The sequence below is a fragment of the Ferruginibacter paludis genome (assembly GCF_030409685.1).
Classification (GTDB): Bacteria; Bacteroidota; Bacteroidia; order Chitinophagales; family Chitinophagaceae; genus Ferruginibacter; species Ferruginibacter paludis.
In genome coordinates this window covers 276234-290549 of sequence record NZ_JAUFQJ010000007.1, presented here as the reverse complement: position 1 = coordinate 290549, position 14316 = coordinate 276234, and the positions used below count along the sequence as shown (strand labels likewise).

Genomic DNA, 14316 nt, shown 5'->3' with positions numbered 1-14316 from the left:
TGGAAGAAAATTATTTTAACAAAAATGCATCCATGGCCCTGGTGGGTTTACCATCATCGCCCCACGCACTCAGTGCATATTTACTCCAGCTCCTGGCCCCCTCCGGTTCCCAGTAAAATAAGCCCAATCCTTTGTTGTTTGGAACAGCTTTTACTTTTTGCTGCACCGCCACCAGCATATCGTAGGTGTTCTGAACTTTGTTATCTTCCCCTCCCACTTCAACCACCATTACTTCTTTACCATACCTTGCTGCCAGGTCATTTAAATTATTGCCCAGGTCATCAATAGAAAGCGAATAATCCGGATTGCCTTTAAGCCAGTAGGGATAATAAGATAATCCGATGACATCATATTTAGCATGATGTGAACGGGCGCTGTCAAACCAGGTTCTGAACCTTGCATTGTTGTTGCCCTGGTCTACATGCAATATTACTTTTGTTAATGGGCTTACATGCTTCACTGCATCATACCCTTTGTTGATGAGTTGTGCCAGGCTATCCCAATGGTCGGTGCTGCCTTCAGGATAAATCATACCGCTCGCCGTCTCATTGCCTACCTGTACCCAATCGGGAGAAATGCCGGCTTGCTTCAATGCTTTCATCACGCCAATCGTATAGCTATACAAGTCATTCAATAATTGCGGAAAATCATGACCCTCCCATGCCTTGGGTTTGCGTTGCTGCGCAGGGTCTGCCCAGCTGTCGCTGTAATGAAAATCAATCATCACTTTCATGCCCCAATGTTTTGCACGCTTAGCCATGGCGACCGTTTCGGCCGTAGTGCAATGTCCGCTGGCTTTATCATCAGACGGATTTACCCAAGCCCTTAACCGGATAGAATTGCCGCCATGATCTTTTAATATCTTAAAACAATCCTGTGGCTTTCCTTTGCTGTTGTAGAATTGATAACCGCTTGCTTCCATCTGCGGCAGCCAGCTGATGTCTGCGCCTTTGGCAAAAAAAGATGCGCCTTGCTGGGCCATTAAAGTCACTGGTGTTATTATCAGCAAAGCGACAATAATTGTGCAGGCCAATTGTGTGTTTTGTATGTTTTTTTTCATATGAATGGTTTGGAGTTTATTGCAGATGGTACAGACTTTAAAAAAGCCGGGCCTGTCTGCACTTTACGAAGTTACAACCATTACATAAGTCAACGCACCTGTTTCAGACATTCAGGCAAGTCAGACTATTTTGTTTAAGACTATTGTTATATCCTACTTCTTATTTATTCTTTTAGTAAGAATAAAATTCACCATCTCATTGGTTTGTCTATCAGACAAAACGCCTCTCCATGCCGGCATGCCTTTGGTGATTACGCCTTCCGTGACCGATTTTTTTATCGCTGTAAAAGAACTACCGTAATTTAATTTTTTGTTTACCAGACCAGGCTTTGTATCCACACCTTTCAGATCCGCACCATGGCAGCCGGCGCATAGTTGAGCATATAATATTTTAGTAGTGGCGGCAGTCTTGTTCATGCCAGCATTGCTGTTGTTGATAGCTACCTGCAATTTTTCAGCCTGTAGAGGATACCCTTTTTTTGCAGCGATCTCTTCCGCAGTTGCAGGCCGCATTCTCAGTATCATATCATAACTGCCTTCACCTTGTGGTGCGTTGCTTTCCGGCGGATCGACATGTGACGTTGAAAAATAAAGATTGCCATCCGGACCTTCTGCCAGCGCCCTGATTCTGCCGTAAATGTTTTTCAGCAAAAAATTATAGGATCTGATCTTCCTGTTTTCAAAATCAATGTTAAGAATGGCTTCGCCCCGCATGCAGGCTACCAGCAGGTTTCCTTTCATTGAAGGAAATGCCTTGCCGCTGTAAAAGATCGCTTCGGCCGGACCAATCGATGGCGAAAACTCCATCAAAGGCGGCATCATACCATCTGCATTATTGCGGTGATGCATCACAGGCCACCCGTAATTGTTGCCTTTTATAACAATGTTAATTTCATCTCCACCCGTTGGACCATGCTCTGAATTATATAAAAAACCAGTGCCCGGCTGAAAGGCAATACCCTGTGAATTGCGATGGCCGTAAGTCCAGATTTCTTTGCGGGCTGTGTCTGTTTTTACAAAAGGATTATCGGCGGGCATAGATCCATCTTCATTCAGGCGTAGTACCTTTCCATTGAGCGCTTTCAGATCCTGCGCCAGTCTTGGTACATCGGCATCACCAGTTGTGATGTATAATTTTCTATCTGCTCCAAACTTTAAGCGGCAACCCGTATGGTTAAAAACACCGGGTATTTTTTCGATAATGGTTTGCGGATTGATTAAGGAATCGTCTGCATATTTATAGCTGGCAACACGTAAAAAAGTTGTGTTATTAATACGGTAATTATATGCCAGGTAAACTAAGTGGTTGGTGGCAAAATTGGGATGAAGACATAAAGCAAGCAACCCCATTTTTCCCTTTACTTCAATATCAGGAACATTGAGTACTGGTTTTTCTATTAACTGGTTGTGTTGCATCAGGCGCACCCTGCCGGGCCTTTCAGTAAACAGCATGCTGCTGTCGGGTAAAAAAACAATATCCCATGGCACGGCTAAATTGATGGCCAGTGTATCCACTGCAAACCAGGCTGGCACAGCGTTCGGCAACTTAGGTTGCTTCAATACAAATGCTGTCAACCCAATAAAAACAGCCATCATTAAAACGGCACAACAAATAATCTTCTTCATAACATCAATTAAAATTTCAGCAAATGCTTTCCCTATTACTAAAAATTAAGGTGGTATATTTTGTTGATTTGTCTTACTGCAAATGGTCAGCCGTTTTTATGATAAATGAAGAAAATAAACATTACGCAACCCCGTCAGCGGTTCTAAACCCTGACGGCGGTTGCAGAAAAACGAACCTTTATTTTGAAATTCTGCCTAACCGCCGACGGGGCTGATAGCCGCCGTCGGGGTTAACGGTGTTTCAAACGAAGACGGTGGTCGATAAGATCAATTTCCCGAAGGCACATTCAGCACTTCCCCTTCCTTTACCGGCACGCCAAAATTGGGCGTACCATCTTTGTTCCAGGCAAATTTTTGTGCCCGTGGCGAACGAAAACCGCCACAACCCTGGCCGGGTTTTGAATTGGCGTGGTACAAAATATAATCTTCCTTACCATCAGGTGATTTAAAAAATGAATTGTGGCCCGGCGCATACACGCCGTTTTCAGGTGCCTGTTTAAATACCGGCTCCGGCGATTTTGTCCAGGAAGCAGGATTCATCAAATCTCTGCCCACATTGGCTGTCAGCATGCCGAGTGCATAAAAATCCGTCCAGCAACCGCTGGCTGAATAGATTAAAAACAACTTGTTGCCATGCACCAATACTTCGGGGCCCTCATTTACATTTACATGCGGCACATCATCTGCATTATTAAGATCGCCATGTATTTCCCAAGGCAATGAGGGTGTTGACAATTTTGCCCTTGCTCCTTCAACGGTCCATGGATTTTTCATTTTAGCGATGTAAATATCCTGCTCGCCATTAGCGTCTCCTTCCCATCCGCTCCAGATGGTGTACAGCTGTTTTTTATATTCAAACACCGAACCATCGATGCTCCATTTATCATCTGGCGTAGTAAATTTTCCTTTTACGATCCACTCCCCTTTTAACGGATCGGCAGAACTGTTTTCCAGCACCCAAAGCCGGTGATTGATATTACGGCCGCTGTCTGCCGCGAAATAAATATACCATTTGCCCTGCAGGAAATGTATTTCCGGCGCCCATAATTCTTTTGAATAAGGACCTGTGGAAGGTGGTGTAAATACCACTTTCTTCTCCGCCGTTTTTAAGTCAGCAATGCTGCCGGTTTTCCAAAGGGTGATATTATGGCCGGTTGAATTGGTATAATAATAAAATCCGTTTTTGTAAATGCACCAGGGGTCTGCACCAGACGAGAGCAGCGGGTTGGTAAATGTTTTTTTCTGCTGGGCTTGTACAGCCAAACTGCAGAAAAGAATCAGGCCATAAACAAATTTGAATGTTATTTTCATGCCGCTGGTTTTTAAAAATTAATTTGACAGTATTTAATCAGATTCGATTATAATGTGCCTGTGTTACTTAAAGAATAAAATGGTGTATCAATTTGCGAATAGTAGGTAATCAATAGCGATTTAGTGCTTATTCACTATTGCCTATTTACTATTGCTTATTTACTATTGCTTATTTACTATTGCTTATTGCCCGTTAAGTCTCAAGCTACCTGCATTTTTTCTGCACCAACGATAGAAGTTCCGTTTTCAATGGTGGCGATGTACACTTTCATTTCAATGCCAAATGCGACTTTGTAAGCTGCCTCAATCCGGCCAGACAATGCCTCAATTGCTTCTTCCTTCACCAGGTTAATACTACAGCCGCCAAAGCCGCCCCCCATCATTCTTGCGCCCAGCACAGCGGGTTCATTCTTTACAAAGTCAACCATAAAGTCCAGCTCTTTGCAGCTTACATCATACAGCTCGCTGAGGCCTTTGTGTGTGGCAAACATTTTTTCACCAAAGCTCACCATATCGTGTAGTTCAAGGTCAATACAGGCATCCTGCAAACGTTGTATTTCTTCGACAATAAAGCTGCAGCGCAGGTATACTTTTTCATCCCGGGGCAACACAATTTCATCCAGCATGGCCAGCGTTACATCACGTAATTTTTTTACTTCGGGGTATTGCTGCTGCACCATAGCAACGCCGGCTTCGCATTGCAGCCGCCTGGTATTGTATTCGCTGGAAGCAAGCGAATGCTTGATATTGGTATCAAACAACACAATGCGAATACCTTTCATATCAAAAGGTTTGTACTCGTATTCCAGTGAGCGGCAATCCAGTTTTATTACATGATCTTTTTTACCAAACATGCTGGCAAACTGATCCATGATGCCGCATTGCACGCCCACATATTTATTCTCCGCCTGCTGCGCCATTTTTACCATGGCCATTTTATCCAGGCCCAATGCAAATAGTTCATTCAAAGCAAACAACACCGCACACTCCACCGCAGCCGAAGACGACATCCCTGCACCGGTCGGTATATCGCCGCCTATCACGCAATTAAAACCACCAATTGTATATCCTGCTTTTTGCAACTGGTCAATCACACTGTTGATGTACACTGACCAATGGCCTTCTATTTTTTGCAGGTTATTTACATCCGTTTTATATTCTTCATTCATGTCGGCGGCAACAAAATGACATCGATCATTGTTGCTGACAGCAGCCGCGACATAGATGGCTTTGTTGATGGCGGCGGGCAATACAAAGCCGTCATTGTAATCCGTGTGTTCGCCAATTAAATTGACTCTGCCCGGGCTGCGTACCACCAAAGGTTCTGCATTAAATATCGTTCTGAATTTACCAGCTATGGCGCTGGCAATGGTATTATTTGTTGTTGTTTCCATGTAGTAGCTGTGTTATTATTTTTTTATTTTGTTACGAACTTTTGTTTTTCAATTAAGCATCGTTGTGTCACTCACTTTTACTTTTTCAGCTTTGGCAACAACGGATCGAAGTGTCTTCTTCAATGCAATAGCCTTCGGTGTGCAAAAGCACATTTTCAATGTCACCCCTTCTGTGTTTTTGAGTACGTTTCTCTTACTTTTTTTCTATAATAATGTCAGTCCTTCAGGCCTGGTATTTACAGCTTATAACTAACCATTTTTAATCACGTTCTTTTACGGTATGACCTTCGGTACCGACCGTAGCTCAATGCCGGCCCGGTCTCCAGCGCTTTGTTGAAAAGTAAAAAGCCGAAATACATCCCAACAATTAAGCTCGTATTCTTTTACTTTTGACTTTTTAATTTTAATTATTTCACTACCGGAAACGATGCAATCCTTAACCTCGCAGCGCCCATTGGTATCAGTTCTATAGGCTGTTCTTTTGTTGCTACGGTTACCGGGCTTTGCGGCAATACGTCACACAAACCATATTTATCCAGTATCCATTCCGGAATAATTTTTCCTTTTGCTTTCAGCATAAATGGAACGTCAGCTTCGGTAAAAGGAAAATCATTTTCGGGCCAAGCCTTTTTAACCATTTCAAACTGGCTTTCCAAAGGCTGATCATTTAAGGCAAGTCCGTAATTCCACATGCTGGCCGGGTAAATTTCGTAGGACGGCCATTTGCTTTGGTCTGCATTCGGCTGCCATTTGGAATCCCACGCAACGGCTTTTTTACTGTCGACCATTTTATAAGACTCATCAATTTTTAAAGAGAAAGTAAGCGGACCATAACTGATGCTGACACTGTTTTTATTCTTCGTCCAGTCTTGTTTTTTCAGCTTCATCGGTAACATCAATTCTACTACATCACCCTGCTTCCATTTGGTTTCAATGCGGGCATAAGAGCCGGGTTCAACCACTACTTTTTCATCAACACCATTTACCCAAATGGTTGCATTGCTGCACCAGTTTGGAATGCGCAGGTACAAAGGAAAACTGGTACTAACTTTTGTATTGATTTCAATTTTTATGTTTTCATCAAAAGGATAATGCGTGGTTTGTTTAAGCGTAACAAGACTACCTTTTCCTGTGCCTACTTTAGCGGTTACTTCACTGCTATTGTACAGCAACGCGGCAATACCATTATCAGGAGTTGCCATCCATAAATGTTCTGCATAATAAGGCCATCCCTGTGCATGGTTGTGCTGGCAGCAACGGCTGCTGAAAGGATTCATCATTAAAAACGGGCCTTCGTTTTGAATGCCGGGCGCATGGTTGCGGCTGTCACTCACCACCATGTTGGGTGCTGTTAAATAACGCAAACCTTTAAAGTCGGGCATCACTGCTGCAGGGTAAGTATTAAAAGCAACTTCCTCGCAATGATCGGCCCACATGGGATCTCCCGTGATGCCGGTTAAGATTTCATCGCTCGCCATTTGCTCTACCATGCCACAGGTTTCTACCGCCTGTCTTGGATCATCAAAACCTTTTCTGGCGTTTTCATCGGCACCAAACATACCTCCGGGCACTTGCCCGTAAATGCTTCTTACCAGGTAAAAATCGTTGTAGGTGGCGTTCAAAAAACTGCTGTCCTTTGTTTGCATGTAATATGTTGCAGGTTCACGAAAACATTGAGCGATGTTTACATTGTGCCAGTTGGGTAACCTGTCCTTTTGCGACCAGTCGGCTGTATTGCGGTGAATTTTATTGGCAAGATCCAGCAACCATTTTTCACCGGTACGATTGTACAGCCAATAAATGCTGTAAAGGTTATCACCGCCACGGCTGTTCTCCCAATAAATCTTCAGCAGCTTTGCTTCCGGCACGGTAGATTGCCATTTAAAATATTTTGTCATAAACGGAATCACCCTTGCATCGTTGCTGTATTCGTAATACGATTGCATGCACCATAACATCAGCATGTTGGGCCACATGTCCTGCAGACCAGCTTTGGCCTCCTGTATATCAGTCGTGGCAAAGGCGGGACCGAAATAACCATTTGGCTGCTGGCTTTGAAATACTTTGTCGAGCCATAATTTTGTTTCAGCTACAATCTTTTCATCTTTTAAAATATAACCGAGGTTGCCATAACCTTTTAACCAGTAAGGCACTTCTTCCCAGCCATGATCGCCTTTGCCGGTACCACTAAACCAGGCGTTGTTGTTTTTATCAAGCCAGGCACTTATTTCACCGAGTTTACCGGTTAAGCCATCCCGCTGGAGCTCCAGGTATTTTAAAATCCAGCCGTTGGGCCTGATACTGCCGACAGGTAACTTCACAAATGCCAGTGGCGCTAATGGAGCTTTGTTGCCAGTATAAAACTTGTTGGCAGTTGCGGTAGACGGACGTTTTACATTCGTAATTTTTACCGCATTTTGCGCCGCCAGCCTGGCTGGCACTACCACTATCATCAACATCAAAACAAACAAAACAATTTTTACAGATTTCATACTTAAATTATTTGTGCCTTTATTTTATTGAATTATTAATCGTTTACTAAATGACCTTTTATCATCCAAACCTCGCCACCTTTATCGGAATAGGCATTGGTTGATGTAAGCGCAATGATGGTATCATCGTCCAGCACACAAAGCGAATTCCACAGCCCATGTTTATTGAGTGGCACGTTAAAAGGAATAGAGGTCTGTCCGAAGTTTCTTCCATCATTATCACCGACGGTAACAAACATACAGGACTGCTCCCAGTTATTATTTCTGCCCGTTGTTCCCTGGTAGGCTAAAATGGTTTCGCCAGTTTTAAGCTGGTGCAGGTAGGGAGCGCCTGCGTACACACTGTCAGGCAAAGGTGTTGTCAAAGCTGCATTCCGGCTGCTACTGCCACCATCAACAACACTACTCCATTTACCATCGATGGAACCACGGATGATAGATGGTTTAAAAGTATTGACCGCGTTATCTTCTATGGAAAATAGGATTTCATTTTTATCCTTTAATAAAATAGGCACCGGCATGCCATCTCTTTTGCCTGCACGAAAGCTCACAATTTGCGGTTCGGTCGTCCAGCTTAATCCATTATCCATTGAGCGGAAGATAGAAATATTTTGTTCGTTACTGTGGGTGTAAATGCCTTCGTTGCTGAAAAATAATTGTATCTCGCCTGAAGGCAATTGTATTTGTGATGGCTCCCAACAACCATCTTCAACTTTTGAATCTGCTTCATACAACAGGCGTTCATCTTTCCATGTCAGGCCGCCATCATAACTTTTTTTGGTGCGAATGCCAAAGTGTTTAGTGGAATCTATGGGCGAAGGCCGGGGATTATAAGATGCCAACAAAGAATGATCTTTTAATTCAAGTATTTCGGGTACGGCCATATTGACGCCGTTTTGCCGGGTGGCTATTATAAGTGGTGCAGACCACGTATTTCCGACGTCAGCACTTTTAATACCTTCGATATTACCGCCTGCTACTTCATACACGCAGATCAAACTTTTATCATGCAGCTGTATCATTCGCGGATAACCGCAGTACGTAACATTGCTTCCGTTTAGGGGTGCTAATTTCTTTAAAGATGACTGATCCCAACTGATGTGCTTTGCTGGATGATTTTTTATCCTGCCGGGTGAAGTTGTGGGCACAGTTTTATTACTGCATGCAACAATTGCAAACACAATAAAAGTGATATAAATTTTAAAATATCTACGCATGCTTAATTAATTGCCGGACGTAAATTTTACATTGGATTGGTTCATTGGCGGCTTAAAATTAACTGCAATCGTTTACATTATTATTCAAAAACAGTCTTGCTTTGAATTTTTGAATAACAGTATTGTAAAGTAATGTAAGCAATCAGGAATGAACGCATCAAATCAAGTCAAAATACATTCAAATCGTTTCACTGAGTACTGTTGTCATTATTTAAATTTTTTCTGGCTCGATTGCCTGCAAATTAACTCCGGCTGCAACACGAGTTTAAACGGACTTGCATTGGCATCGCCCTTTTTTTCCTGTGAACCAAAAAATAACTTGGCTGCTTCTTCCCCCATTTGTACCGTTTGCTGGTTTACCGTTGAAAGCGATGGTGTAATGTACTCGCCAAAAGGTTCATTGGCAAAACCGATGATGGCAATTTCATCCGGTATTTTTATGCCTGCTGATTTAATGGCCTGCATGGCGCCGAGCGCTGTAAAATCTTCCACTGCAAAAAGGCCATCCGGCATTTTCGGCGACGCCAGCAATTTCTTCATCCAGTCACGCCCCGATTCGATGCTTACTTTTCCAAACACAATCAAATCGTCATCCACGGCGATGTTATGTACATTCAGTGCATCAATATAGCCCTTTAAACGCTGGTTAAATATACTTACATGCTGCTGGCCGCCGATATGCGCTATGCGCCTGCAACCCTGCATGATGAGGTGTTTGGTAGCAGCAAAGGCACCCGCATAATCATCCACCACTACGGAGGATACACCAAGTGTATCTACCGCCCTGTCGAAGAGGATCAGCGGCACACCGCGTTTTTTTATTTCATTGTAATGATCCAGGTTGATGCTTTCTTTTGAGATGGAAGCCAGCACGCCATCTACCTGCGACTGCAAAAATGTTTGTACGCCTTTTTTCTCGTACTCATACATTTCATTGGTTTGATAAATGAGTACGTTGTAATGATTTTCGTTGGCAATTTTTTCAATGCCATGTACTACAGAACCAAAGAAATTGATTTCCGCACTTGGTATAATTACCCCAATGATATTTGATTTGCCGGAGCGTAAAGACGAGGCTATTTTATTGGGCTGATACTGTAATTTCTCCGCTACTTCCCTTACTATTTTTTTTGTAGATTCTTTTATTCCGGGATGATCGCTCAGCGCACGGGACACGGTGGCCGCAGTTATATTCAGCTCCCGTGCAATATCCATCAGTGTTACTTTTAAAATAATTTCACTCATTGAGGTGTTTTTAAAAGCAGATAATTAAGATAATTCCTTACTTAAATTGTCGCATCAACAGCAGTTACCTACTTCAGCGGGCCGAAATTCCACAAAGCTTAAATGCTGAACGGAGCGTCGCCAATGCAGTCCCATAAAGCCTCTTAGCTGGTTAAAAAAGTATTGTGTTAAAAAAAAATGACCTGGAGTAGAAACAACAGGTCTTAACGACTGCCATATGAAAATTTATTTTTAAGGGCTTATAGCACCCCGTTTAGTTTTTTTATCAGGATAACTTCATCTTCCCTGTATGCTGTTCCATCTGGTCTGAAAATATCATGAAACCATTCTACCGGCTGACTACCATCCGGTGTGGGTGTATCCCAGGCGTAAATGGTATTTGTTTTTCCGGCAACAAAACCCCAGTTGATAGCGCCCACATTTTCCTTTTTCATCATGGGCAATTCGGTAGAGAAACGGCTGTTCCTCGTGCGTGCCATGTACTCCGTGCAAATCAATGGTTTGCCATTGGCCTTTAATATTTGGATGACTGTTTTATGCAGCGGCGCTTCCTGGTAATCGTGATAGGTAATAACATCGGAATGTGTTAACTGGAAAGCATTCAGGTTCTCAAGATCCCATGCCCAAAGGCCTGCAGATATTGGCTGATCGGGGTTTACCGCACGTGCCCATTCAAACAATTTTGTCAGCAATGCCAGGGAAGAATCGCCCTTGCCATTGTTACCTGGCTCATTATATAAATCCCACAATAAAATTCTTTTATCGTGTGCAAAACTGGTCAGCACATCTTTTACATATTTTTCAAGGCCGGGAAAGTTGATGCTGTCTGCCGAAGCCGGCTGGCCCGGGTCCTGCATCCATCCTGAATTGTGAATGCCTGTCTTTACTTCGGGTTGTTTACCGGCTTTGGGTTCCTTGTTCCAGCAGTCATCAAAAAATACAAACAGGGGTTGAATGTGGTGCTTATCGGCGATGGTTAAAAATTCTCCTACACGTTTTTTAAAACCATCAGGATCCTGTTTCCAGGCGATGGAATGCAAAAATACCCGCATGGTATTAAAGCCCAAACCCTTTGCCCAGCCTAGTTCTTTATCAATTGTTGCCGGATCAAAAGTATCTGCCTGCCACATTTCCAACTGGTTAATTGCGTTGGCAGGTATATAATTGGCACCGGTGATCCACTTGTGCTGGTTGTACCATGCAGTTGCTTTTTCAACCGACCAAACTGTACCCGTTACCGGCGCGGCTGTTGTTGCTTTTTTAGATTTCTGCGCCTGCGTTGCTGTTGAAACAACCAGTAAAAATAACAGGGCGAACAGCCGTATGCTTTTTGTCATGCTTTATTAAATTAAGAGTTTAACTATTGGTTTGAAAATGTATTGCAGTATTAAATTTAAATGCCTGTATTAAACTATCGTCTATTTGTTTTTTAATTTCATTTCAAGCACTTTCATAAAGTAACCACCTACAACACTTCTTGCCTGGAAGCCTACCATTTTACCATCCGTTGTTTCGTGCCAGTCACTGATGGGCACGCGGGATGTTGTTTGCGTGGCGTACTTATAAACAGGGGCAACCAATGCAGTAAAATCTTTTTGATTGTCTGCCAGCACAGATGTCCATATTATCCAGTCTGATTTGGTGTAAGTCTTCCTGCTATCCAGCGGCAATCCAAATTCATTTTGTTTGGTGAGGTAATATTTTATCTCTTTTTCATATACTTCTTTGGGAAAATAATTCAGTTTTAACACCTTGTCCCAAACAAGGTTATACTTTTGGCTCCAGGTACCTTTATCATTAAAAGTTAAAGAATAATGATCGCCGTCTTCGGCCATGGCCATCCATTTTTTTACCATGTCTTTTGTGATGCTTCGGTACTTGGCTGCGGTCTGCTGTTCGCCTGCTTTTTCAGCCATTTGTACATAACCACCCAACGCAACGATTGCCTTCATAGAAAGATTGGCGTTGCGTGCCAGGTGACCTGCGAAATCATCGGTGCATAATTGCAGTGCCGGATCAAGACCTTCTTTACTTAAATAGTCTGCCCAGATAGCCAGTGTTTTCCAGTGTTTTTTTGCATAGTTCACATTGCCTTCCGCCTTGCAAACAGCTGCGGTCAACGCCATCATGTTACCACATTCTTCTACCGGCATGTCTTCGCCATAAGTTTGCCCGTTGGCGATGGGATAAGTTCCCAAATCGTGTGATGGATAGGGTTTGGCCCATTTACCACTTTCGCTGTAATAAAAAATGCCGTTCAGCATTCCTTCAAATAATTGTGGATTATAAGCCAGGTACAATGGGGCTGATGGATAAGTAACATCCACCGTATTGATAGAGCCGTTACTAAAATTTTCTTTTGATAACAACAGCAATTCGCCCTTTGGACTTTTAACCAGTTTGTGTGCGGCAATACTTTGACGGTAGGCCAGCTCACATAATTTTGCGTATTCTTCACCACCGGCTTTCACCGCGTCATCATGAATCATTTTATTGATGACCTCACATTTTTTGATGGTTGCTTTATAATCAGCTGCAGCCTGTGTAAGTTCCTGCTCAAATTTTACTGTACCGCTTTGGTTCCAGTAAGGGCGCAGGTTTGTTTTAAAATATTGTATGGAATACAGATCATCGTAGCCCATTAAAATCAGCTGCTCTTTTACAGTAGTGCCAATTTTACCGAGGCTTACCACGGTGCCCAGTAACAAGTGTTTGCCGCCTTTAAGATTGTTTGCAGATGGCATAAATAATTTGGATGCATCCCCATCTTCAGTAACAGACTGTTTTACGCCTGCGGCTGATGGAACAGCTACATACATATACCCCCAGTCAATGCGCAGATCATCGCCTTTCTTTTGTAATATAGGCTGTTCAACAGTTCCAGCTTTTAAAATAGACAAGCCTCGGGAAGTATATTGCTGGGTGGTCATCGCCTGTGTGGGCGTGTTAGCCGCTATATCGGTTGAAGCGCCAAAGTACAATTGCACATCATGCGAAGCGCCATCTGTTGACTTTATTTTAGCGCTGATATAGGATACCGGCCTTGCTAAAATCGCCAGGTTGTTGATGAGTAATGGTGAAGTAAAAGTGAGTGACAGGTTTACTTTACCACAGGTAAAATCGTAGATGGTTTGTGTAGCATTTAATTGCACGCTGTTTTGTATGGCTGTTTGTACGGTGTTGCCGGTAGCCGCTTTGGGCTCTTCCACAATGCCTGCATCCAGCATAGCGCCACCTACGTTATTGATGACATGTATGGCTAAGATATTGTCGTCTTTTCTAAGTTTGCTTTTGATATCATCGCTGATGGGCAGGTAAATATATTTGTTGGTCCACCCTACTCTTTTATACACCAGGTCGCCGTTCAGGTAAGCTTCCACATCATCATCATGACTTAATTTTAAAAACAGGTTGTTAAGATTCAGATCGCCGACTGCAAACTTTCTTCTCATCCAGATATTTTTGCTGAGCCATTTTGTTTTTACCACGCTTAAGTTATCACCAAAGGGTGCTTTGCCTTTTTTCCACTGACTGTCATCAAAGCCAGCACTGATCCAGCCTTCAGCAGGCTGATCTTCCGTGTACGCTGCTTCATAATTTACTTCATCTCCGGCAGGTAAAATTGTTTTATACATCTTGCCTACATTGCCTAAAAAGCGATAGGTTTCACCATCTACTTTTATCATACCAATTAAAGACTGATCGGCACCTGTCCAGTGTTTGGTTGGCGATGCGGCCAGTTCATCGGTGGTTGACCAGATGCTGAAATAGGGATCATGAGTTATTAAAGGATATGCGGGCGCTTTGCTGCTTTGGGCAAAGCCAAGCCAGCAGTTAACAATCAAAAAACACAGTACAAACAATTTCTTCATGATGCGAGATTTTTTTTATCTGGTTAGATTATAAACTACAAGTGTTAAGCACCTGTCAATGGTCAATAGGCAATAGTCAATAGGCAATAGTCAATAGGC

9 protein-coding genes are annotated in these 14316 nt (G+C 43.0%); all 9 read right to left on the bottom strand.

Annotated features, from left to right (window positions below; translation table 11 throughout):
• Window positions 1–10: 10 nt before the first annotated feature.
• Window positions 11–1060: a glycoside hydrolase family 53 protein gene (locus QWZ08_RS14630; RefSeq protein ID WP_290338196.1), complete on the bottom strand. Its 1050-nt coding sequence runs from the start codon at window positions 1058–1060 to the stop codon at window positions 11–13.
• Between the two features lie 153 nt (window positions 1061–1213).
• Window positions 1214–2686 (bottom strand): PQQ-dependent sugar dehydrogenase, encoded by a 1473-nt coding sequence (locus QWZ08_RS14625; protein WP_290338194.1) that lies wholly within the window; start codon window positions 2684–2686, stop codon window positions 1214–1216.
• A gap of 267 nt (window positions 2687–2953) precedes the next feature.
• Window positions 2954–3997 carry a glycoside hydrolase family 43 protein gene (locus QWZ08_RS14620; protein ID WP_290338193.1) on the bottom strand — a complete coding sequence of 348 codons (1044 nt, stop codon included), beginning with the start codon at window positions 3995–3997 and terminating at the stop codon, window positions 2954–2956.
• 200 nt (window positions 3998–4197) lie between these two features.
• A complete protein-coding gene (gene galK, locus QWZ08_RS14615; protein ID WP_290338192.1) occupies window positions 4198–5391 on the bottom strand; it encodes a galactokinase in 1194 nt (397 codons plus the stop codon).
• Between the two features lie 407 nt (window positions 5392–5798).
• Window positions 5799–7883 carry a beta-L-arabinofuranosidase domain-containing protein gene (locus tag QWZ08_RS14610; RefSeq protein WP_290338191.1) on the bottom strand — a complete coding sequence of 695 codons (2085 nt, stop codon included), beginning with the start codon at window positions 7881–7883 and terminating at the stop codon, window positions 5799–5801.
• A 35-nt stretch (window positions 7884–7918) separates the two neighbouring features.
• Entirely contained in the window at window positions 7919–9100 is a 1182-nt protein-coding gene (locus QWZ08_RS14605; RefSeq protein ID WP_290338190.1) for a sialidase family protein, read from the bottom strand.
• A 207-nt stretch (window positions 9101–9307) separates the two neighbouring features.
• Window positions 9308–10345 carry a LacI family DNA-binding transcriptional regulator gene (locus tag QWZ08_RS14600; protein ID WP_290338189.1) on the bottom strand — a complete coding sequence of 346 codons (1038 nt, stop codon included), beginning with the start codon at window positions 10343–10345 and terminating at the stop codon, window positions 9308–9310.
• 239 nt (window positions 10346–10584) lie between these two features.
• Complete coding sequence (locus QWZ08_RS14595) at window positions 10585–11682, bottom strand: glycoside hydrolase 5 family protein (protein ID WP_290338188.1); 1098 nt, start codon at window positions 11680–11682, stop codon at window positions 10585–10587.
• Window positions 11683–11763: 81 nt separating this feature from the next.
• Complete coding sequence (locus QWZ08_RS14590; protein ID WP_290338187.1) at window positions 11764–14217, bottom strand: glutaminase family protein; 2454 nt, start codon at window positions 14215–14217, stop codon at window positions 11764–11766.
• Window positions 14218–14316: the final 99 nt, after the last annotated feature.